This window comes from Kitasatospora sp. GP30 (genome assembly GCF_029892145.1).
Taxonomy (GTDB): Bacteria; Actinomycetota; Actinomycetes; order Streptomycetales; family Streptomycetaceae; genus Kitasatospora; species Kitasatospora acidiphila.
This window is the reverse complement of sequence record NZ_JARZAH010000026.1, coordinates 34,109-55,051: the sequence shown is the minus strand read 5'-3', so window position 1 is coordinate 55,051 and position 20,943 is coordinate 34,109. Positions and strand designations below refer to the sequence as shown.

The 20,943-nt window shown below is 72.8% G+C and carries 17 protein-coding genes and 2 pseudogenes; 8 read left to right on the top strand and 11 right to left on the bottom strand.

Going from position 1 to position 20,943, the window contains the following annotated elements:
* Nucleotides 1-7: 7 nt before the first annotated feature.
* From P3T35_RS28110 to P3T35_RS28075, 8 genes are all read right to left on the bottom strand, one after another.
* A complete protein-coding gene (locus P3T35_RS28110; protein WP_101378662.1) occupies nucleotides 8-922 on the bottom strand; it encodes a hypothetical protein in 915 nt (304 codons plus the stop codon).
* A gap of 149 nt (nucleotides 923-1,071) precedes the next feature.
* Nucleotides 1,072-1,656: an N-acetyltransferase gene (locus P3T35_RS28105; RefSeq protein ID WP_101378661.1), complete on the bottom strand. Its 585-nt coding sequence runs from the start codon at nucleotides 1,654-1,656 to the stop codon at nucleotides 1,072-1,074.
* 92 nt (nucleotides 1,657-1,748) lie between these two features.
* Complete coding sequence (locus P3T35_RS28100; RefSeq protein ID WP_101378660.1) at nucleotides 1,749-3,212, bottom strand: lyase family protein; 1,464 nt, start codon at nucleotides 3,210-3,212, stop codon at nucleotides 1,749-1,751.
* The gene (locus tag P3T35_RS28095; protein WP_218976629.1) at nucleotides 3,209-4,456 is read right to left on the bottom strand and encodes an MFS transporter; all 1,248 of its coding nucleotides are present in this window, start codon (nucleotides 4,454-4,456) and stop codon (nucleotides 3,209-3,211) included. Before P3T35_RS28095 ends, P3T35_RS28100 begins: the two co-directional genes overlap by 4 nt.
* Complete coding sequence (locus P3T35_RS28090) at nucleotides 4,456-5,064, bottom strand: GNAT family protein (RefSeq protein ID WP_218976628.1); 609 nt, start codon at nucleotides 5,062-5,064, stop codon at nucleotides 4,456-4,458. The genes P3T35_RS28095 and P3T35_RS28090 overlap by 1 nt, the downstream gene beginning before the upstream one ends.
* Nucleotides 5,061-6,809, bottom strand: coding sequence for an FAD/NAD(P)-binding domain-containing protein (locus tag P3T35_RS28085; RefSeq protein ID WP_101378659.1), 1,749 nt, complete (start codon nucleotides 6,807-6,809; stop codon nucleotides 5,061-5,063). The genes P3T35_RS28090 and P3T35_RS28085 overlap by 4 nt, the downstream gene beginning before the upstream one ends.
* 397 nt (nucleotides 6,810-7,206) lie before the next feature.
* Nucleotides 7,207-7,596, bottom strand: a complete 390-nt coding sequence (locus tag P3T35_RS28080; RefSeq protein ID WP_101378658.1) for a nuclear transport factor 2 family protein — start codon at nucleotides 7,594-7,596, stop codon at nucleotides 7,207-7,209.
* Nucleotides 7,597-7,628: 32 nt separating this feature from the next.
* The gene (locus P3T35_RS28075; protein ID WP_218976627.1) at nucleotides 7,629-8,834 is read right to left on the bottom strand and encodes an MFS transporter; all 1,206 of its coding nucleotides are present in this window, start codon (nucleotides 8,832-8,834) and stop codon (nucleotides 7,629-7,631) included.
* A gap of 190 nt (nucleotides 8,835-9,024) precedes the next feature.
* On the opposite strand from P3T35_RS28075, the gene P3T35_RS28070 reads away from it, so the two are divergent.
* The 5 genes from P3T35_RS28070 (at nucleotide 9,025) to P3T35_RS28050 (ending at nucleotide 15,145) form a co-directional block, all read left to right on the top strand.
* Nucleotides 9,025-9,615, top strand: a complete 591-nt coding sequence (locus P3T35_RS28070) for a TetR family transcriptional regulator (protein WP_101378657.1) — start codon at nucleotides 9,025-9,027, stop codon at nucleotides 9,613-9,615.
* Between the two features lie 61 nt (nucleotides 9,616-9,676).
* Nucleotides 9,677-10,210, top strand: a complete 534-nt coding sequence (locus P3T35_RS28065; protein WP_101378656.1) for a GNAT family protein — start codon at nucleotides 9,677-9,679, stop codon at nucleotides 10,208-10,210.
* Between the two features lie 530 nt (nucleotides 10,211-10,740).
* Nucleotides 10,741-12,213: a SulP family inorganic anion transporter gene (locus P3T35_RS28060; protein WP_180356281.1), complete on the top strand. Its 1,473-nt coding sequence runs from the start codon at nucleotides 10,741-10,743 to the stop codon at nucleotides 12,211-12,213.
* 187 nt (nucleotides 12,214-12,400) lie between these two features.
* Nucleotides 12,401-13,903, top strand: coding sequence for a hopanoid C-3 methylase HpnR (gene hpnR, locus P3T35_RS28055; protein WP_101384783.1), 1,503 nt, complete (start codon nucleotides 12,401-12,403; stop codon nucleotides 13,901-13,903).
* Between the two features lie 177 nt (nucleotides 13,904-14,080).
* Entirely contained in the window at nucleotides 14,081-15,145 is a 1,065-nt protein-coding gene (locus P3T35_RS28050; RefSeq protein WP_280708282.1) for an aromatic ring-hydroxylating dioxygenase subunit alpha, read from the top strand.
* 64 nt (nucleotides 15,146-15,209) lie between these two features.
* Here P3T35_RS28050 and P3T35_RS28045 read toward each other — a convergent pair whose 3' ends face one another.
* On the bottom strand, nucleotides 15,210-15,692 hold the full coding sequence (locus P3T35_RS28045; protein ID WP_101378654.1) for a MarR family transcriptional regulator: 483 nt from the start codon (nucleotides 15,690-15,692) through the stop codon (nucleotides 15,210-15,212).
* Between the two features lie 108 nt (nucleotides 15,693-15,800).
* Here P3T35_RS28045 and P3T35_RS28040 point away from each other — a divergent pair, with 108 nt between their 5' ends.
* Nucleotides 15,801-16,550, top strand: coding sequence for a dienelactone hydrolase family protein (locus tag P3T35_RS28040; RefSeq protein ID WP_101378653.1), 750 nt, complete (start codon nucleotides 15,801-15,803; stop codon nucleotides 16,548-16,550).
* Between the two features lie 98 nt (nucleotides 16,551-16,648).
* On the opposite strand, the pseudogene P3T35_RS28035 reads toward P3T35_RS28040, so the two are convergent.
* Together P3T35_RS28035 and P3T35_RS28030 are read right to left on the bottom strand one after the other, a co-directional pair.
* Nucleotides 16,649-16,816, bottom strand: a pseudogene (locus tag P3T35_RS28035) (transporter substrate-binding domain-containing protein); the annotation flags it as partial.
* A 25-nt stretch (nucleotides 16,817-16,841) separates the two neighbouring features.
* Nucleotides 16,842-18,002, bottom strand: coding sequence for an LLM class flavin-dependent oxidoreductase (locus tag P3T35_RS28030; protein WP_101378652.1), 1,161 nt, complete (start codon nucleotides 18,000-18,002; stop codon nucleotides 16,842-16,844).
* 718 nt (nucleotides 18,003-18,720) lie between these two features.
* Between P3T35_RS28030 and P3T35_RS28025 the strand changes: the two are divergent.
* Both P3T35_RS28025 and P3T35_RS28020 read left to right on the top strand, forming a co-directional pair.
* A pseudogene (locus P3T35_RS28025) lies at nucleotides 18,721-19,017 on the top strand (ABC transporter permease subunit); the annotation flags it as partial.
* Nucleotides 19,014-20,930, top strand: a complete 1,917-nt coding sequence (locus P3T35_RS28020) for an FAD/NAD(P)-binding protein (RefSeq protein ID WP_101378651.1) — start codon at nucleotides 19,014-19,016, stop codon at nucleotides 20,928-20,930. The pseudogene P3T35_RS28025 and the gene P3T35_RS28020, both read left to right, overlap by 4 nt.
* Nucleotides 20,931-20,943: the final 13 nt, after the last annotated feature.

Genomic DNA, 20,943 nt, shown 5'->3' with positions numbered 1-20,943 from the left:
CTGCCGCTCAGGCCAGCAGGAATCCCGCCGCCTGCTCGGCGGACATGTCGTCCGGGATCGCGGCGAGCCGGTCCGCGATGCCGCGCTTGCCGGTGAACCGGCCGAGGTCCTTGACGCAGGCCTTCGCCTCGGCGTCCGAGCCGAAGTCCCAGACCAGCAGGCGGTGCACCATGGCGACCGCCTCGACCGGGCCCAGCCCGGCGCTGTCCGGAGTGCCGGTGAGGTGGCGGAACGTCGGTACCAGGCGGGCCAACGCGCAGCGGGCCTCGCCGAGCAGCGGATGGCCGGCCGGCAGGTTCTGCTGGATCCACGGGACCAGCGACTGCAGCTGCTGGACGGCGGGGAACACCTCGCCGGCCCGCGCCAGATTGGTGGCCATCCGCACCTGCACCGTCAACACCCGGGCGTCCTGGGCGCCGTGCGCCATGGCGAGGGCCGGAACCAGCTCCTGGAACCGCTGGACGGCGGTGCGCGGGTCGCCGTTGTTGCCGATCGCGGTGGCCAGTTCGAGATGGGTCACCAGGGTGTCGGAGTCGGTCGGGCCGAGGTGCTGGGTCATCTCGGTGACCACCTGGGCGAGCAGGTGGACGGCAGCGCCCGGGTTGCCGGCCGCGTCGTGCTGGCAGGCGCGTTCCCGCCAGGCGATCAGCGCGTCACGGTCGAACCGGCCGAGCACCGCCGTCATCTCACGGGCCACCAGCTCCAGCAGATAGCCGGTCGCCTCGTCCGAGGGGGCGTCGGCGGCGGCCGCCCGCAGCCGCAGCAGCAGCGCCCGCACGCCGCCGTCCTCCGTGGTGTCGGTGTCGGCTCCCGCCGGGGCGGCGTCCTCGTCCGTGACGGGAACGGCGTCGGCCGGTATCAGCCTGGCGGCCGCGGCGTGGGCGGGGCCGAACGCGCCGGACGGTTCTACGGGGACGGACACGGGTGACCTCATCGGATGCTGGGTGGATCGGCAGGGGCACGCGGGACGTGCGGGAACATTCTGTCGTGCGCCGGGCGGGCGCGGCCACCCGTCCGGCGATCACGCCCCAGCGCCCCAGCGCCCCGGCGGCCTGGCGGCCTGGCGGCCCGTCAGGCGCTCGGATCCCGCAGCCCCACGCAGTCGAAGGCCCAGAACGGCTCCGAGTACACCAAGGTCCCGGTCATCCACGGCTGGTAGGCGGTGAGCTTGGCCACCTGGAAGGCGGCGTCGGGGATCCGCAGCGAGGGCGAGCGGAAGCCGAGCGGGCTCGCCGGCTCGAAGCCCCGGGAGCCGTAGTAGCGGGGCGAGCCCTCCAGGAACACCAGCGGCGCCCCGGTCTGGTCGGCGGCCGTGAGCGCGTGCCGGATGAGCCGGGTGCCGATCCCGCGACCCTGCGCCTCGGGCAGCACGGACAGCGGGCTGAAGGACAGCACGTCCACCAGCCGGCGTGGGGCGTCCAGGCGGACCGCGCTCAGCATGACGTGGCCGACGATCCGCTCGTCGGCCACGGCCACGGCCACGAAGGAGAGCGGCGCGAGTGCGGCCGGCGCCGTGCGCAGGGCCGCGACCAGCCCGGGGACCCGCTCGGGGCCGTCGAAGGCGCGGGCCACCAGCTCGTGCACGGCGGGCTGGTCGGCGGCGGTCTCCGGGCGGATCGTGAGTGGGCCGAGCGGTGACAGGTCAGCTGAGGTCATGCAGGCGAGGGTAGGCGGGGGCCTGTCGCACCGCGAGGCGTTTTCTGCCGATCGCGCTCACGGTACGGCGAGGCGTTTTCTACCGATCGTGCTCACCGCCCGGCCGCCTGCGCCAGCAGCGCCGTGAACTTGCCCCGCAACCCCGCCTCGGCGGCCCGCAGCCGGCCCTCGGCCGCCTCCCGCCAGCCCACGTCCTCGACCAGCGCGCTGCGGGCGGCGCCCAGCATCCGGTGCACCTCGGCCGGCTGCGGACCGCCGAGGCCGCGATACCGGGAGATCATCGCGGCCGGGTCCAGCGCATCCCGGAACTGCGGCTCGGTCAGCGGGAGTTCGGCCTCGGCCTCGGAGAATCCGACAGCGGTCTCCCGATACAGCCGCCGCACATCCGCGAAGTCCAGCTGGTCGATGGTCAGTTGCTTGCCGCGCCCGTGGGTGACCAGCGCCGAGGCGAACTTGTGGCCGATGTGGAACGGCACATCGGCCTTCTGCTGCAGCACATTGGCCAGTTCGGACGTGGTGGACCAGTCGCCGCGCACCTCGTCGAGGGCAGCCTGCTCGTCGAGGCGCAGTGCGGCGGCGATCGCGTCGACCTCGGCCAGCAGGGCCAGCGCGCGCTCCAGGGTGCGGGCCGCCTCGGCGCGCTTGTAGTCGGTCAGCCCGGAGGCGACGTTGTGCGCCGCCATCGCGGTCGACACACCGTCGCCGACCACCTCGCTGGCCAGCAGGCGGGCCCGGTTGAGCGCCACCGGGTTGCGCTTCTGCGGCATCAGGGTGCTGGGGGCCAGCAGGCCGGTGTCGTCCAACACGATCCACGGGCGGGCGTGGTGGTACTGCGCATGGATGTCCTGCACCAGGGTGCCGATCGACAGGGCCAGCGCCATCGCGACCGAGGCGACCTCGAACCCGACGTCCACGGGCGAGAGTTGGGCCGCATCGAAGGAGTTGTGCACGGTGTCGTCGAAGCCCAGCAGCTCGGCCAGCCGAGTGCGGTTGACCGGGAAGCTGGAGGTCGCCAGCGCGGCCACGCCCAACGGCGAGGAGTTGACCCGGGGATAGGCCTCGGTCAGCCGGGCGGCCGAGCGGCGCAGCGTGGCCTCGTAGCCGAGAAGCAGATGCCCGAAGGTGACGGGCTGGGCCTGAACTCCGTTGGTGTAGGCCGGAACGATGGCGTGCTGGTACCGCTCGGCGATGGCCAGCAGCCGGCCGCGCAACTCGCCGAGCGCTCGGTGGACCAGCAGCAGCCGGTCGCGCAGCAGCAGCCGGTGCACGGTGGCGAGCATGTCCTGACGGCTGCGCCCGGAGTGCATCCGGGAGGCGTCCGGACCGACCAACTGTCGTACCAATGGCTCGACTTGGAGGTAGTCGGTGGGCCGGTCCGCGCCGGGCTCGGCGGCGTCGGCGATCACCTGGGCGATCGCCGCGGCGGTCCGGGCGCCGATCTCTGCCGGCACGATGCCCTGTTCGACGGTCATCACCGTCGAGGCCTGGTCCAGGGTGCAGAGCCAGAAGAAGGTGTCGCGGCTGCTGAGCAGAGCTGACGGGTTCGGGTCGGTCATCTGGACTCCTCGACGGGGCGGCGCCGGTCGGTGGTGGTCGACCAGCTCAGGCGGGCGATGACGATGGCGAGGCCGGTGACGGCCGCCAGCAGGGCGGCGCAGGCGGTCCAGCCGCCGGCGGCGTAGACGGGGGCCGGGGCGACGGCGCCGACGCTGCCCCCGGCGTAGTAGCCGGCCAGGTAGAGCCCGACCGCGCCGGAGCGGGCGGCCCGGCCGGCCGTCGCGGCGTAGCCGATCGCACAGGCCTGACCGGCGAAGACCCCGGTGCAGGAGGCCGCCAGGCCGGCGACCACGGTGGGCGTGGTGGGGATCAGGGTGAGGCCGAGGCCGATCAGCGAGACCAGCCCGGCCACGGCGAATGCGCGCAGCCGCCCGAACCGGGTGATCAGCCGGCCGGCGAGCGGGGTGGCGACCACCGCGATCAGGAAGACCGCGAACACCGCGCCGCTCTGCAGGGTGCTCAACCGGAACGGCGGGCCCTCCAGGCGCAGGCCCGCATAGGTGAACGCGCCGACCTGCAGGAACAGCAGCGCGGCACCGACCAGGCAGGTGCCCAGCAACCGCGGGTTGCCCAGGTGCCCGCCGATGCCGTGCAGGCCGGCCAGCAGCGAGCGGGAGCGCTCGAAGTGGCGCTCGGCCGGCAGCCACCGCCAGGCCGCCAGCAGGGTGACCAGCAGCACGGCGGCCAGCGGCAGGAACGAGGCGCGCCAGCCGGCGTGCGCGGCGGCCACCCCGGCCAGGAACCGGCCCAGGAAGCCGCCGAACGCCGTGCCGGAGACGTAGAGCGCGTTGGCGGCCTGGGCCCGGGCGCCGTCGTACTCCTCGGCGAGGTAGGCGACCGCCACCGCGAAGACGAACGGGATGAGCAGGCCCTGCGCCAGCCGCAGCACCAGCAGGGCGGTGAAGCTCCAGGCGGTGGCCAGCGCCAGGGTGGTGACCAGCGAGGCGCCGATCGCCGCCAGGATCACCCGCCGCCGCCCCAGCCGGTCGGAGGCCGAGCCGGCCAGCGGGGCCATCACGGCGACGCCGAGGGTGGTCGCGCTGATCGTCCAGGTGCTCTGGCCCAGTGGCACGTGCAGGTCCCGGGACAGCACCGGCAGCAGCGGCTGGGTGGAGTAGATGTTGAGTAGCGCGCACACCCCGAGCAGGAAGACGGCGCACTTGGCCGGTGCCGTCAGCACCCGCCCCACGGCCGGCGCAGTCGGTGCGATCGCCGGCCCGGCGGTGTCGGCGACGGGCTGCACTACGACCGGTCCAGCAGCCAGGTCAGATGGCGCCGCACGGCCGGCCACTCGCTGTCGATGATGCTGTAGTAGCAGGTGTCGCGCACCGTGCCGTCCGCCAGGATCAGGTGGTTGCGCCGGATCCCCTCGAACCTGGCGCCGAGCCGCTCGATCGCCCGCCGGCTGGGTGCGTTGAAGAACGCCGTCCTGAACCCCACGGCGATGCAGTCGGCCTGCTCGAAGGCGTGGCCCAGCAGCAGGAGTTTGGCCTCGGTGTTCAGCCCGGTGCGCTGCACGCTCGCGCGGTACCAGGTGTAGCCGATCTCCAGGCGGCGGTTGGGGGCGTCCACGTTCATGTAGCTGGTCATGCCGGCGATCCGGCCCTGGGCGTCGAGCACGGTGAACGGCACCATGGTGCCGGCGGCGGCCAGGTCGAGGCGGCGCTCGATCTCCTGGCGCATGCGGTCGGGGGAGGGCACGGCGGCGAACCAGGTGTCCCAGACCCGGCCGTCCTGGACGGCCTCGACCAGCCCCTGCTCGTGCTCGAACTCCAGTGGGATCAGCGAGACATGGCGGCCGGTGACGGTGAACGGGTCGATCCAGCGCAGGCGCTGCGGGGCGACGGTCACGGTGCGACTCCTTGGACGGGAAGGGGGTTGGCGCGGTGCGCGACGGTGTGGCGCAGGTGCTCGGCCATGGCCCGCACCGCCGCCTCGGCGTCGGCGGTGACCCGGGAGTCGACGCCCGGGGCGGGCAGCATGTTGGTGAAGTAGTGGGCGCCCTCGGTGGGATGGCCCAGGGCGCAGAAGTTCGGGGTGATCGTGCCGTCCGCCCGGACCAGCCGGCCGACCTGGTCGATGTCGAAGCCGCCGGGGTGGAACCAGCCGTTGGTGAACGGCCGGGCGTGGCCGCCGGCGAGCAGCGACCGGGTCAGCGGTGCGGTGTCCCGCTCGGGCAGGAACGGGTCCACACTGGCGCCCACCAGCACGTCGCAGTGCACCGGCGGTGATGACTGGACCGCGCCGGTGATGGCGAACTCGGCGCGCTCGGAGTCGAGTCGGAGCGAGCCGCCGGGGCCGGCGCCGAGTTGCAGCACACCGGCGGCGAACAGCGCCCGCCACTCGCGGGACCGGTGCGCCGGGGGACCAGCGGCGACGGCGTTCAGCAGCGGGGCGTACACCTGGCAGAACTGCTCGTGGGAGCGCGGGGTCAGGCCGCGGTGCTCCACCGCATGGCGCAGCTCGGTGCGCAGGTCGCGGATCGCGTCGGTGGCGGCCTTCAGCGGGCTGGTCAGATTGCCTGCGGCGGCCTGGCGTTCGTCCGCCGTCAGGAAGTCGACCAGGTCCTGCTGGTGGGCGGCCACGGTGCGGGGGAACCGGTGCTCCCGGGGGCGCAGCAGCGCCGCCACGTCTGGGAGCGGTCCGCCGGTCGCCTCGGCGGCTTCCCGAAGGTCGGCCGTCAGAAGCGGTAACAGGTGCTGCTCGAAGTCGAGTTGGCCGACCTCGGCGCGCAGGGCGTCGATCGCCTTCAGAGTCAGGTGGGCGGCCTGGTGGACGTCGGTCGGCCGCTTCTGGTTGACCGCCCGGGGCGCGAAGATCCGGCCGCTGCGCGAGTACACCCGCAGGCGTGGCTCGGCCCCGCTGGGACGGTAGACCAACTCGCCGTCCGGGCCCGGGAGGAAGCGTCCGCCGCGCCCCGTGGTCAGGGCCGCCACCGTGTCGATGGCCGACAGGCTCATGCCGCGCACCGCCACCCGGCTGCCGGGCTCGATGGTGTCGAGCTGGTGCAGTGGATAGCAGCTGCGCAGGTAGCGCAGATCGGGGTTGGACCGGCGGTGGTCGGCGACGAACCGCTGGATCCGCTGGTCCTCCTCGGTGGGTTGGTTGGTGCCGTGGCCGGTGGTCAGGAAGACGAAGTCCACGGCGAGCAGCGAGCCGTCCGACAGGTGCAGCACCCAGGAGCCGTCGCGCAGGGTGCGCGCCTGGTGGGCGCCGGCTCGGTGCTCCTGGATCCGCACGTTGGGCGGGGCCTGGCGGCGCAACCGCCGGTAGGCGAAAGCGAGATAGCGTCCCAGGGTGCCGCGCGGCAGGTAGCTGTCGGCGGCGGCGCCCGCCCAGTCGGCGAGGCTGGGGCCGGCGATGGGCCGTCCGGTCGCGGACCGGTCGCCGGTGCGGAACATCGTGACCTGTCCCGCGATGGTGTTCATGAGCAGGTAGTTCGGCTGGTCGGGGAGATGGACACCCGCTCCGGGCGGGTGCGGGTCGATCAGATGAACCGTCAGGGAATCCCAGTCGGTGTGTGGTTGGCCGCAGATCCGTTCCAGGATGCTGAGACCGCGCGGACCGCCGCCGACGACGGCTACCGAGACGTGCATGGAAGCCACGCTCCAGAGTGATGACGTGGTGCGAGTGGGGTCGTGAATGCGCGGCAACGCGCATGAGGGGCCTGAGGAAGGCGATCAGGGGATGGTGGGAGTGGTGGTCATCCAGCGCTGATCGGGGCCTCACCATAGGCAGGCGCACGGATGGCGGACCAGCTGGGTTCCAGCCAAGAGACCTGCCCGCTTTCGGCCATCGGGCGGCAAATCGCAAGCTCCGACGGCTGTTTCACGGGCGCGGTACAGACCACGGCGAAGGCGACGTTCAAGTGCGGGGCTGGGGCCGCTGAGGGTGGTGGGGAGCGTGGTGGCGGTGTGACGATACCGGACCGGAGCCGAAAGCCGAACGCCCGCAGGGGAGTTCCGCGGGCGTTCGCCGATCGTCAGGAGGCTCTCAGCCGGCCAGCTGGGCTTGGAAGACGGCCGGGTTGAAGTAGGCCTTGAGTTCCCGGATCAGCCCGTCGTCGTCCAGTTCGTAGATGTTGATACCGGACCAGTTGACCGGGCTCCCGTCCTTGGCGACGGCGGCGCCGCGCCAGGAGACGGCGGTGTGGCGGCCCACGGTGTGGGCGGTCAGCGGGGTCAGGCCGAGGAACGGGTCGAAGTTCGGCAGGATCGAGCGGATGAACTCCTCGATCGCGGGGCGCCCTTCGAAGGGCGGCTGCCCGACCGGGTCGTGGAAGACGCCGTCCTCGGCGAAGGCGGCGGCCCACGCCGCCGCATCGCCCGACTGGGACTCGCGGAAGAACTGCAGGACGGCGGGCGGCATGGCGGGGAAGGTCATCGGGGTCTCCTCGTGCTGGTGATGGTGGTGGATCAGGTGTGAACTCGGCCGGGCCGCACCCGGATCGGGCGGGCGAGCCAGATGTGCGCGCCCAGCGCGACGGCGGCGGCCAGGGCGATCAGGGCGCAGACGCCGCCCCAGCCGAACGCCGCCTGGGCGCGCACGCCGAGCGCCGATCCGGCGCTGCCGCCCAGGAACGAGCAGGTCATGTAGGCGGTGTTGAGGCGGGCTCGGGCCTCGGGGCGCAGCGCCAGAATGCGGGCCTGGTTGGCCACTTGGTTGCCCTGGACGGCGATGTCGAGCAGCACAAGACCGGCGATCAGCGCGGCCAGCCCGGCGATCCCCCCGAGGCCGCCCAGGCCGAGCACGGCGGCCGCGAGGAGGGCGCCGAGGATGCAGCCGAGGTTGACCCGGTCGGGGCCGTGCCCGTCGGCGAGCCGCCCGGCGGCCGGTGTGGTGAGCATGCTGGCGGCGCCGATCAGCGCGAGCAGGCCCACGGCCTGGGCGCCGAGGCGGTAGGTGGGGCCGGTGACCAGCAGGGCCAGCGCCGTCCAGGCCGCGCTGAACCCGGCGAACAGCGTGGCCTGGTAGAGCGCGGAGCGACGCAGCGCTGGCTCGCTCGCCAGCAGGCGCACGGTCTGGGCGAGCAGGGCGGGGTAGCGCTCGGTGCCGGCGGGGCCGGGCCCGGGCGGCAGGGCCTTGGCGAGGACGACGGTCAGCAGGGCGGTGAGCGCGGCCGCGATCAGATAGGGGGCGCGCCAGCCGAGCGCGCCGCCGACGGTCGCCCCGAAGGTGCGGGCGAGCAGGATGCCGCCGATCAGTCCGCCCTGCAGGGTGCCGATCACCGCGCCGCGCCGCTCGGGGGCGACCAGGCCGGCGGCCAGCGGGATGAGCAGCTGCGGCACGACGGTGGCGGCGCCGACCACCGCGCCGGCGGCGAGCAGGAAGCCCAGCGAGGGGGCCAGGCCGGCCGCGAGCAGGGCGGCGGTGGTGGCGGCGAGCAGGGTGCCGATCAGCGGCCGCCGGGGCAGCCGGTCGCCGAGCGGCACCAGCAGGAAGATTCCGGCGGCGTACCCCAGCTGGGCCACGGTGGCGACCGTGGCGGCGGTGGCGGGGGAGACGGCGAAGCCGTGGGCGATCAGCGGGGTCAGGGCCTGCGGGAAGTAGACGTTGGCCACGGCGACGCCGCAGGCCAGAGCCATGATCAGCGGAAGCCGGGGGTGCGGGGGTGTGGGCATGGCAGGGCGGGCCCTCCATTGAGCGAACTGGTTGGTTCGGAACGCCACGAGGCTCACACGGCGGTGGAGCGGATGTCAAACGAACTGGTTCGTTCGAACTGGGGCAAGCATCGGGCTCGGGCTCGGGCGCTGGCTCGGGCTCGGGCTCTGAAACGAACCAGTTCGTTGCCTACTCGGCTAGCATGCATCCGTGGCATACGACTCCCAGGCGACCAAGGCCCGCATCCTCACCGCAGCCGCGGCCGAGTTCGCCGAGCACGGTGTTGCCGGGGCCCGGGTGGATCGGATCGCCGCCGCCGCCCAGGCCAACAAGCGCGCCATCTACGACTACTTCGGCGACAAGGACCGGCTCTTCGCGGCCGTGCTCGAGCAACTGCTGACCGAGTTGGCCGAGGCCGTTCCGCCGACCGGCGAGGACCTCGGGGAGTACGCCGGCCGCCTCTTCGACTACCACCTCGCGCACCCCCAGGCATTGCGGCTGCTGCTCTGGGAGGCACTGGAGCTGGGCGACCGGCCGGTGCCCGACGAGCCGGGGCGCACCCGCCACTACCAGGACAAGATCCGAGCGGCCGAGGGCAGCGGTGAGGGTGATCCGCGCACCCTGCTGTTCTTCGCGCTCGGCCTGGTCGGCTGGACGCTGGCCATGCCGCAGCTGCGCCGGATGATCCTCGACGCGGGCACGGACGCCGCAGCCGCAGCCAGTACGGACCTGTCCCGGCTGCGCCCGGCCGTGGTCGCGGCCGTCCGAGCGCTCGCCGAGGCGAGGCAGCCGTCGGCCTGACGCTCGGTCAGTGATCCTTAACCGTTGGCTTGATCGACTGCCGCGTCGATACGATCATGGGATGACCAGCCACTACCTTCTGCACGGCGACCGCGTCGCCATCCGATCCCTGCGGCGCGACGACCGGGACGAGTTCACCCGGCTGGCTCAGGAGAACGCCGAACGCCACCACCCCTGGCTGGCCCCGCCGCGCACCGACGCCGAGTTCGACGCCTACATGACGCGGCTGGAGGAGCCCGTCCGCGCGGGCTTCGCGATCTGCCTGCCGGACACCGGCGCGATGGTCGGCTACGTGTCCGTCAACAACATCGTGCAGGGCGCATTCCGCTGCGGGGCGCTGGGATACGGTGCGTTCGCGCACGGGCGTGGGCTGGTCACCGAAGGCGTCGGGCTGGCGGTGCGGCACGCCTTCGGTCCGCTCGGACTGCACCGGTTGGAGATCAACGCCCAGCCGGCCAACACCAAGTCGATCACCGTGGCCAAGCGGCTCGGCTTCCGCCTGGAGGGCCTGTCGCCCGACTTCCTCTTCATCGACGGCGCCTGGCGCGATCACGAGCGCTGGGCGATCACCGCCGAGATGCTCGAGGCCGCCTGACGCAGCGTCGACTCGCCGCGCTGACCGGGTCGAACTCGACCCGGTCAGCGCGGCGCTCCGAGCCCGGCAGGCCGGCCCGGGACGGCAGCGGTGTGTGCGGGCCATCGACGGCGGTCGGTGACGACCCCACGCCGAGGGCGGCCAGCGCGAAGGCCGCGGTGAGAGCCCGGACGGCATCGGCCCGCTTGACCAGGTAGGGGCCGCCGCCGGCTGGCTGCACCCCGCGCACCCCCGTTGACCTGCACCAATTCCACTATCGCCTCGCGCCCACTCGGCCAGGCCGACGCCGCATCGACGAACCACGCATGAGGACGACCGACCCCGGCCACCCAGCAGGACACAGGCGGCGCGGCGCCCTATAGGGCATCCCGGCCGGCGACACGCCGCACTCCGTGCCCGTGCACCCGGACGGCCCACGCCGCAGGCGGCCGTTTTCGCGATGCTGCGCTGCTCCTGGTGACCTGGAGGACGGCAGGGCGCCGATGCTGACGGGTCGGCGGATTCGGCACCGCCGTCGTGGGAGGCGCGAGGTGGATGAGCTCGATGCGGATCGGGTCGAGACCGGTGATGTGACCATCCCCGCGGCGCGAGTCGCCACCGACGCGGCGGCGCAGACCGGCCACGGCACCGGTAGGCGTGGCCGGTTGCGCGGGCCGAGCGCGGCGGATGCGGCGGTGACCGGCGCGACGACCGGCGATGCCACCCCCTGGCGTGACCGACTGGGCGGGCCGAGCGCGGCGGATGCGGCAGCCGGGTTGATCACGGCGCTGTTCAGCGTGCCGGAGGGCATGGCGTACGCGGCGATGGCGGGCTTCGACCCGGCGGCGGGGCTGTACACGGGGGTGTGGCCGGCGGTGGTGGGCTCGCTGCTCGCGCAGACACCGCTCATGGTGACCACCCTGACCAGCGCCATCGCCCTGACCTCGGGCGGGGCGCTGCGGCAGGCCCGGCTGGATCCGACCGTGCCCGGCAACGTCGCGGCGCTGACGTTGCTGGTCGCGCTGGCCATGGCGCTGTTCGCCCTGCTGCGCCTGGGCTCGCTGCTGCGGCTGGTGCCGGCCGGGGCGATGACCGGCTTCTCGGTGGGCATCGCGCTGCAGATCATCACCGGGGCGCTGCACGACGCGACCGGGTTCCGGGCGCACCAGCACAACCGGCTGCTCCGTGTGCTGGCATGGGCGGCGCACCCGGGCGCGTGGTCCATGACGGTGACCGCGGTGGCGGTGCTGACCGTGCTGGTGTGGGCGCTGGCCCACGTACTGCCGGGTGCGCGGCCGCTCGCGGTGCTGATCGCGTTGGTGGCCACCGCCGCGCTGGTGCACGCCGCCGGGATCGCGGTGCCGCTGGCCGGCTCGCTCGGCCGGATCCCGGACGGTGTGCCGCCGTTGACGGTGCCCGCCTGGCAGGCGATGCCGCGCCTGGTCGGTGGGGCCGGCTCGGTGGCGCTGGTGGCGCTCGCCCAGGCGGCCGGGATCGCCCCGGCACGTCCGTCTGCGGCGGGCGGGCCTGCGGCGGGCCGGGCGCGGGACATGCTGGCCCAGGCGGCGGCGAACGCGGCCGGTGCGTTCTGCCATGCGCTGCCGGCCGGCGGCTCGCTCTCCCGCACCGCGGTGTCCGCCAGCGCGGGCGCCCGCACCCGCTGGGCCGGGGTGGCGTCCGGCTGTGCGCTGGCGCTGCTGCTGTGCGGCCTGGGGGCGGGGGTCGGGCTGATCCCGCTGCCGGTGATCGGGGCGCTGCTGATCGTCATCGGGGCCAAGCTGATCGCCGGGCGGGCAGCCGAGATCCGCGCGGCCTGGTGCGGCGGCCCGGGCGAGCGGGCGACGATGGTCGCCACCTTCCTGGCGTCCACCCAACTGCCGTTGCAGTACGCGCTGTTGCCGAGCCTGCTGCCATGCCTGGCCCGTCTCGCCGCAAGCCGCCGCCGCGCCGCGCCCCACCGCGGCGACACCGAGTCGACGTCTGCGGCCGCACCGGTGAACGGTGGCCGCACCGGCGAGCGGTGACCGGGCGGGCCGGCGCGGGCCGATGCTCCGGGAGGGACCCGTTCGGCCGCCATGAGCCGGGGGAGCGGCTGCGGCCGGCCCGTAGCGACCCGCGTGCGGCCGCCGGCGTAGGGCCGTATGGCCGAGCCCGAGTGCGCCGCGCCGCGAGCGGGCGCAGGCTCGATCGGGATGCCAAGTGGAGGTGCCCGTGAGACTGCTCCTGGTCCATCCGAGCGCGTTGATGTACTCCGAGATCTTCTTGAGGCTTGAGCCACTCGGGCTGGAGCGGGTCGCTGCCGCGGCCCGCGACGCCGGCCACCAGGTCCGCCTCGTCGACCTGCAGGTGACCCGGCGGTCCCGGCTGGACGCGGTCATCGACGAGTTCGCGCCGGAAGCGGTCGGCGTGTCACTGAACTACCTGGCGAACATCCCCGAGGCGATCGACATCGCGCAGCGGGTGAAACAGACCCTGCCGGGTTGCTTCGTCTTCTTCGGCGGCCACAGCGTCTCCTTCGTCGCCGACCACGTCCTGGAGCAGGCCGCCGGCGCGGTCGACGCCGTGGTCCGCGGCGAGGGCGAGCCCGCGATGCAGCCCCTCCTCGAAGCCGTGCGCGACGGCGGGCTGACCACCGTGCCCGGCGTCGTCACCCGCGACGGGCGCGGGCCGATGCCCCGGATGATGCACGGCCTGGACGAACCCCGGCCGGCCCGCGACCTCACCGCCCACCGCCGCCGCTACTTCATCGGCGAACTCGAACCCTGCGCCTCCATCGAGTTCACCCGCGGCTGCCCGTGGGACTGCTCGTTCTGCTCCGCGTGGACGTTCTACGGGCGCAGCTACCGCAAGGCCACTCCCGAGGCCGCCGCCGACGAACTCGCCGCCATCCGCGAGCCGAACGTGTTCATCGTCGACGACGTCGCGTTCATCCGCCCCGAGCACGGCGACGCCATCGCCGCCGAACTCGAACGCCGCCGCATCCGCAAGCAGTACTACCTGGAGACCCGCTCCGACGTCCTGCTGCGCAACCAGGAGGTCTTCGAACGCTGGGCCCGCCTGGGCCTGCGCTACATGTTCCTCGGCATGGAGGCCCTCGACGCCGAAGGCCTGGAGCTGTACCGCAAGCGCATCGATCCGGACGAGAACGTGCGCGCCCTCAAGGTCGCCCGCAACCTCGGCATCAACGTGGCCATCAACCTCATCGTCGACCCGGCCTGGGGCGCCGAACGCTTCCGCATGGTACGGGAGTTCGCCCTCTCGGTGCCCGAGATCGTCCATCTCACCGTGATGACCCCGTACCCCGGCACCGAGATCTGGCACACCGAGTCCCGGCGCCTGACCACCCTCGACTACCGGCTCTTCGACATCCAGCACGCCGTGGTCCCCACCGGCCTGCCGCTGGCGGAGTTCTACCGCGAACTGGTGCGCACCCAGGCGGTGATCAACCGCAAGCACCTGGGCGTCAGCACCGCCCTGGGCGCGGCCCGCATCCTCGCGGGCAACCTGGCACGCGGGCAGACCAACTTCGCCCGGATGCTGTTCAAGTTCAACAGCGTCTACAACCCGGACCGGCAAGTCGCCGACCACCGGCGGCCGGTGCGCTACGAGCTGCCCCTGCCCGTCCGCGCCGCGCCCGGCGACCGGCGCCAGCTCTACGTCCATGCCGCGCCCGCCGCACACCGCCGCCCCACCGCGCCGCCGGTGCCCGACTGAGCTCCGCCGTCGCCAACCCTGCCTTCCGCTCGGATGATCCGCACCATGGGAGAACTCATGCCTGACAACTGGCCGGTGGACGCGGCGGTGCAGCCCGACGGCCACCACCGCCTCGGCAGTTCCGGGAGCTCCGCCGACCTCAGGCGCGTCGGCATCAACCCCGACTACTGGTACCCGATGGCCACGTCCCGCAGGGTGCGCAGAGGCAGGACGTTCGCCGCCGCGTTCGCCGGGGAGCGGATCGCCCTGTACCGCGGCGAGAGCGGGACCGTCCACGCCCTGGAGGACCGCTGCGCCCACCGCCAAGTCCCGCTGAGCATGGGCGTGGTGGAGGGGGACACGCTCCGCTGCTGCTATCACGCCTGGCAGTACCGGGGCGACGGCCGCCTCTCGCAGATCCCGTACCTCTCCAAGGAGACCGAGCGGCCGCCGAAAGGCGTTCGCGCCTACCCCGTCCGCGAGGCGCACGGCCTGGTGTTCGTCTTCCCGGGAGACCCGGAGAAGGCGGCCACCGTGCCGTTTCCCGCACTCCCCGAGCTCGATCCCGCCAAGCACCGGACCATGATGTTCTCGCGGCTGGTGCGCTGCCACTACTCGTTCATGCACGAGAACCTGCTCGACATGAACCACCAGTTCCTGCACCGCGGCATCCTCGGCAAGATCCACCCGGAGCTGCTGGAACGCCGCAAGAGCGCGCGGTCGGTGGAGGCCCGGTACCTCTTCACCCATGCCGGCGGGAAGAGGGACCGCGGAGCCGGGTTCCTCGCCAGCGAGGGCATCGGCGGCAAGGACTCGGCGGACCTCATGACGATCCGAACCGAATACCCCTACCAGAGCCTCGAACTCCTCCCGGAGAACGCCGAACTGCCCTCGTTCTCGCTGTGGGCGGCCTATGTGCCGAAGGACGCCGAACAGCGCAGCAGCAACACCTTCGGCCTGCTCACGATCGCGAAGCCGTCGATCCCGGGGGCCCTCCACCTCGCGTGGCCGCTCATCCGGCGCTTCACCGAGCGGGTGTTCGCCCAGGACCGGACGGCGGTCGAGGCCGAACAGCGGGCCTGGGAGGAGCAGGGCGAGGACTGGAACCACGAGGTCTTCCCGCTGATCCTCGAAGTCCGGGATCTCCTGCGCGCCAACGGAGTTCCGCTTCGCCCGGTCGTGCGGCGCGGCGGGTCCGCGGCGCCGTGCGCCGTCGCCGCGCCGCAGGCCGAGCGCCACCCGGACGGCCCGGCCCTGCCATAGCCGGCGACTCCGGTGAGCGCGGTCAGCACAGCACCCCGGAGCCGCGCCCAACTGACGGGAGGTCTCAGGAGCTCCGGGTGTGGTGGTCCAGCAAGCGGGTGAGCAACTGCACGAACTGGTCGCGTTCGGCCGGGCTCAGCGGCGCGAGCAGTTCGTCGTGGAGGTCGTCCAGGACCTTGTCGAGGCGGCGCAGCCGGTGGCGGCCCTCGGTGGAGATCGTGATGGTGTTGCGGCGCCGGTCGTCGGGGTCGGGTGCCCGCTCGACGAGGTTGCGCTCGGCCAGTTCGTTGAGTACGCCGACCATGTCGCTGCGGTAGATGCCGGAGCGCCTGCTCAACTCCGCCTGGCTGCCCGGCCCGTACTCCTGCAGTGAGGCGAGCACGGCGTAGTGCCACTTGCGGGTGTCGGCCTCGGCCAGTCCGTCGGTGATCAACCGGTCCGACCGCACGGTCAGTTGGGACAGCAGTCGGCTCGCCCGCCGGCGCAGCCTCTCGGGTGTCTGGAGCGTGCCGTCGTCGGGCGGGTCCGCGGCTTCGGCTCTGTTCATGGAGCTCATCCTAGCCATTGCGTTAGTCCCACTAACGATGTACCGTCACTTCCGTCAAAACGTTAGTGTCACTAACGTTGTTGGAGTGGACTCCACGGAAGGAAGATCTTGCCGAGCAAGAACGTGCGGATTCCCACCCCGGACGGCCAGGCCGACGCCTTCGCCGCCTTCCCCGACGGTGGCGGGCGGCACCCGGGGGTGCTGCTGTACCCGGACGCCTTCGGCGTGCGGCCCGTGTTGGAGGAGATGGCCCGCGAACTGGCCGAACACGGCTACTACGTGCTCGTCCCCAACCTCTACTACCGGCACGGCCCGGCACCGGTGGTCGAACTCCCCGCGCACCTCGGGAAAGAGGAGCGGCCTGCGGTTTTCGCCCAGCTGATGCCCTTGATGCAGGCGCACACCACCGAACGTGCGCTGCGCGACGCCGACGCCTACCTGCGGTTCCTCACCATCCAGCCCGAGGTCAGTGCCGGACCGGTCGCCGCGATCGGCTACTGCATGGGCGCCATGCTGGCGCTGCGCACCGCGGCCGCCCACCCGGACCAGGTGGCCGCCGTCGCCGGATTCCACCCCGCCTTCCTGGTCACCGACGCACCCGACAGCCCGCACCACGTCTTCCCCAAGCTCAGCGCCCAGGTCCACCTCGGCCTCGCCGAAGGCGACATGACGCCCGAGTCCACCAGCAAGCTCAATCAGGCCCTGGACGCCGCGGGTGTCGACCACACCTGCGAGATCTACCCCGGCACCGTCCACGGCTTCACCATGTCCGACACCTCGGCCTTCAACCCCGCCGGACTGCAACGCCACTGGGACCGCCTGCTCCCGCTCCTCGGCCGCACCCTGGCCGGCAGCTGACGCTCCGCGCTTCAAGGGAGGCGGAACGGGGAGGCGGAACTCCCTTGAAGCGCGCGGTGATCAGAGGACCTTGGCGAGGAAGGCGCGGGTGCGCTCGTGCTCTTCGAACGGGCGCCGGTGACACCGAAGTTGCCGGTGCCGACGTCGAACTTGCCGCTGCCGAGCGCCGGCAGGATGCTCACGAAGGCCGCCTCCTGCCACTCGACACGGATGCCGAGGACCTTGGCGACGGCATCGGTGATGTCGATGTCGACGCCGGCCGGCTGCTTCGTCGCCGGGTCCGGGTCTGGGTCATGCCTGGAACGCGATCAGCTGGTGGCGGTCCTGCTCGGCGCGGGCCGCCTTCTCCGCGTCCCGCTTGGCGACCTCCTCGCGGACGATCGGGATGACGTACCGGCCGAAGTCGATCGCGTCGTTCAGCAGGTCGTAGCCGCGCGCGGAGAGGACGTCGACGCCCAAGTCGTAGTAGTCCAGCAGCGCCTGGGCGACCGTCTCGGGCGTACCGACCAGGGCGTTGGAGTTGCCCGCACCCCCGGTGGCGGCCGCGGTCGGGGTCCACAGCGCGCGGTCGTAGCGCTCGCCCGCCTCGGCGATCTCCAACAGGCGCTGCGAGCCGGTGTTCTCCGGCCGGTAGCTGCCGTCGGCCGCCGGCTGGTACCGGCGGCGGACCAGCTGATCGCCGTTCGCCTTGCGGGCGTTGATGGCGTCGACGGTCCGGTAGGCCTTCTCCCACGCCAACTCCTCGGTCGGCGCGATGATCGGGCGGAAGGCCACCTGGATGCGCGGAACGTCCGTCCGACCCGCCGCGCGCGCCGCCGCCTTGACGGCCTCGATCTGCTCGGCCGTGCGATCCAGCGGCTCTCCCCACAGGCAGTAGATGTCCGCCTCGGCGCCGCCGGCCGCATGGGCGGCGGGGGAGGAGCCGCCGAACGAGACGTTCGGCCGGGGCTGCTGGACCGGGAAGACGTCGGAGACGAAGTCCTGGAAGCGGTAGTACTCGCCCTCGTGGTCGAACGGCTCCCTGCTGGTCCAGATCTTCTTGACGATCCGGATGTACTCGCGGGTCCGGTCGTAGCGCTGGTCCTTCGTCAGGAAATCGCCCTCGCGCTGCTGCTCGTGGTCATTGCCGCCGGTGATGAAGTGCACGGTCAGGCGACCGCCGCTGATCTGGTCGAGAGTGGCGAACGTCTTGGCGGCGAAGGTGGGGTAGGAGACGTTGGGCCGGTGCGCGAGCAGGATCTGCAGCCGGTCCAGCCTGCCGGCGAGGTACGCGGCCGCCGGGGCGGGGTCCGGAGAGCCGGCGCCGTAGGCGAACAGGACGCGGTCCCAGCCGTTGTCCTCGTGGGCGCGGGCCAGCCGCAGGGTGTAGTCGCGGTCGAAGGCGGCGGTGGTGCGGGCGGTGGTCTCCGAGCCGTCGGCAGTGGCGGCGATTCCCAGGAACTCGACAGGCATGACGGTTGGGCCTTTCGGAGGGTGGGATGCTGAACTGGCCGACAACCAAGGGAAGTCGGCGTACGGCAAAGCGGAAGCATGCGTGTGATGGCCGGTCAGCTGGAGCGAGCGGCGAGGAGGAGGACGGCAGCGTGCGCCCGATGTCCGTCCGTGCGGCGGCACCCGCGCACAGGGAGCGGATGGCTGGACGGGTTCCCGGCCCGCGACGGGGCGACCGAGGGAGGTCTCCGAAGGAGACAGCGAACCGGGCCGGCTCCAGCACTCGCTGGCGCTCGCCGGTCGCTGGTGGGCCGGTCAGACGGCCTGCTGCCGGGTCAGCCGCGACACGCCGCGGACCACACCCGACCGAAGTCGATGTGGTCGCGGGTGACCAGGGGCTGCGCGGCGTTCATGGCGTAAGTTGAGCAGTGAACCCGGGAGTTCGTCAACCACCGTCCGACCACCGGGACTCCCGCCGGTTCCTTGACAGGGCAAGTCCGCTGCCCCGTACGATCGTAGGCGGAGCGAGTGAGCAACGGGCCCAGTGCCCGCCCGCGTTGAGGGACGCGGTTGTGCGTGATGGCAGCCCGTGATCCACTCTGCCGCTCTGGAGTCCGCCCTCATGGCCATGCCGCAGGACAGCCTGCCCGCGACCAACGCCGCACCGCCCGAACCGGCCCCCGACCCCACCACCGCGATCGTCGTGCGCCGACGCCCCGGCCGGCTCCTCGCGGGCGCGCTCGGTCGGCTGCGCGTGCTGCGCCGGATCGTCCTGCCGCAGGCGATGCGCTCGATCGTGCCCGCGGCCGGCAACATGCTGATCGGCGCGCTCAAGGGAACCAGCATCGTGAGCGTGCCGGCGGTGCACGACCCGCTCTACTCGGTCCAGCTCGTCTACAACCAGACCTACCAGATCATCCCGCTACTGACGGTCGCGACCCTCTGGTACCTCGCGGTCGCCAGTGTGCTCGCCGTCGGCCAGTACTACCGGGAGCGGTACTACGCCCGCGGCCACCGGCCGGACGGTGCGGCATGAGCACCTTGGTGATCGTGGGCGCGGGGCCGCGCGCAACCGGCCTGCTGGAACGGATCGTCGCCAACGCGCCGGAACTCCTCCCGGTGGACCGGCGCCTGCACATCCACCTGGTCGACCCGCACCCGCCGGGCGCCGGCCGGATCTGGCGCCACGCGCAGTCGTCGCTGCTGCGGATGAACTCGATGGCCGAGGACGTCACGATGTTCACCGACCCGAGCTCCACCATCGAAGGACCAGTGCGCCCAGGCCCCTCACTCGCCGAATGGGCGCAGCAGATCGGCGAGTTCGAGCCGTACGAGCCCCCGGCGGATCCCGGGGTGGCGGCCGAGCTGGCCGCCCTGGCGCCCACCGACTTCCCGACCCGGCGGGCCCAAGGCGCCTATCTGGACTGGGTGTTCCGGCGCACGGTCGCCGACCGCCCCGAGCACATCACCGTCACCGTCCACCGGGCGAGCGTGGTCTCGCTCGCCGGGCCGACCGACGGGCCGCAGGAGGTGCGGCTGACCAACACCACCCTGCTGGCCGACCAGGTCGTCCTGACCCTCGGCCATCTGGCTTCGGCACCCGACTCCCGGCACCAGGCGATGGCGGACTTCGCGGCCCGGCACGGCCTGTTCCACCTCCCACCCGCCTTCTCCTCGGACGTCGACCTGTCCGGCCTCGCCCCGGGCGAACCGGTGATCGTACGCGGCTTCGGCCTGGCCTTCATCGACCTGATGGTGCTGCTCACCGAGGGCCGCGGCGGCCGGTTCGAGCAGGACGGGGCCGAGCTGGTCTACCGTCCGTCCGGGCAGGAGCCGGTGATCCACGTGGGCTCGCGCCGAGGCGTCCCGTACCGCTCCAAGACCGCCTACCGGCTGCAGGGCCCACCGGCACCGCTGCCGCGGTACTTCGGCACCAGCGTGGTGGACGAGCTGCTCGATCGGCCGCACCGGCTGGAATTCCGGCGCGACATATGGCCGTTGATGGCCAAGGAGATCGGCTTCGGCTACTACCACGAGCTGTTCCACGCCCACCCGGAACGCACCGCCCTGCCCTGGGCGGACTTCCTGGCCGCCTACGACCGGCTGGACTGGTACTCCTCGGCGCTGGCCCAGCTGATCGGCTCGGCGGTCCCCGAGCCCGCGGACCGGCTGGACTTCGAGGCACTGGACCGGCCGCTCGCCCACCTGGAGTTCGACACCGCCGAGCAACTGCAGAAGCAGCTGCGGGACCACATCGCCGACGACGCGGACCGGCGGTCCGATCCGGCGCACAGCGCCGACCTGGGAGCGTTCCTCGCCCTGCTCTCGCTCTTCGGCCAGCTGCCCCGGGTGGTCTCCTCGGGGCGGCTCACCGCCCGCTCGCTCGCCGAGGAGCTGGACGGCTGGTGGAGCGGGTTCTTCAACTTCCTCGCCTCCGGGCCGCCCGCCTTCCGGCTGCGCCAACTGCTCGCGCTGTCGGAGGCGGGCGTGGTGCGCTTCCTCGGTGCGAACATCCGGGTGAGCGCGGACGAGGCGACGGGCAGCTTCCTCGCGACGAGCCCGACCGTGCCCGGGCGGGCGGTGCGGGCCGACGCGCTGATCGAGGGGTACCTGCCGAAGCACACGCCGGCCCGCACGGACGATCCGCTGCTGCGCGAACTGCACCGGGTGGGCGAGATCGCCGAGGAGGTGGTCGCGGACGACACCGGCGCGCACCGCTCCGGCCTGGTGGCGGTCTCACCGCCCGACGGCCGGATACTCGACCCCACCCTGGGTGGCGCCCCGCACCCCAGGCGCCGCGCCCTCGGCCCGCACACCAACGGCCGGGCCTACGCGGCCTTCGCCCGGCCCGGTACCGACGCGCCGGCCTTCCGGCAGAACGACGCCGCGGCGCGGGCGATCCTGCGCAGTCTGGCCGAGGAGGCATGTCTGCCTGTGCCGGGGCGGTGAGTGTCGGCCCCCA

Bases quoted from the DNA above. Each gene is read 5' to 3' on its own strand.
- P3T35_RS28030 (WP_101378652.1), bottom strand. From the start codon at position 18,002: ATGCCTGTCGAGTTCCTGGGAATCGCCGCCACTGCCGACGGCTCGGAG.
- P3T35_RS28080 (WP_101378658.1), bottom strand. From the start codon at position 7,596: ATGACCTTCCCCGCCATGCCGCCCGCCGTCCTGCAGTTCTTCCGCGAG.
- P3T35_RS28020 (WP_101378651.1), top strand. From the start codon at position 19,014: ATGAGCACCTTGGTGATCGTGGGCGCGGGGCCGCGCGCAACCGGCCTG.
- P3T35_RS28105 (WP_101378661.1), bottom strand. From the start codon at position 1,656: ATGACCTCAGCTGACCTGTCACCGCTCGGCCCACTCACGATCCGCCCG.
- P3T35_RS28100 (WP_101378660.1), bottom strand. From the start codon at position 3,212: ATGACCGACCCGAACCCGTCAGCTCTGCTCAGCAGCCGCGACACCTTC.
- P3T35_RS28045 (WP_101378654.1), bottom strand. From the start codon at position 15,692: ATGAACAGAGCCGAAGCCGCGGACCCGCCCGACGACGGCACGCTCCAG.
- P3T35_RS28085 (WP_101378659.1), bottom strand. From the start codon at position 6,809: ATGCACGTCTCGGTAGCCGTCGTCGGCGGCGGTCCGCGCGGTCTCAGC.
- P3T35_RS28050 (WP_280708282.1), top strand. From the start codon at position 14,081: ATGGCCACGTCCCGCAGGGTGCGCAGAGGCAGGACGTTCGCCGCCGCG.
- P3T35_RS28065 (WP_101378656.1), top strand. From the start codon at position 9,677: ATGACCAGCCACTACCTTCTGCACGGCGACCGCGTCGCCATCCGATCC.
- P3T35_RS28075 (WP_218976627.1), bottom strand. From the start codon at position 8,834: ATGCCCACACCCCCGCACCCCCGGCTTCCGCTGATCATGGCTCTGGCC.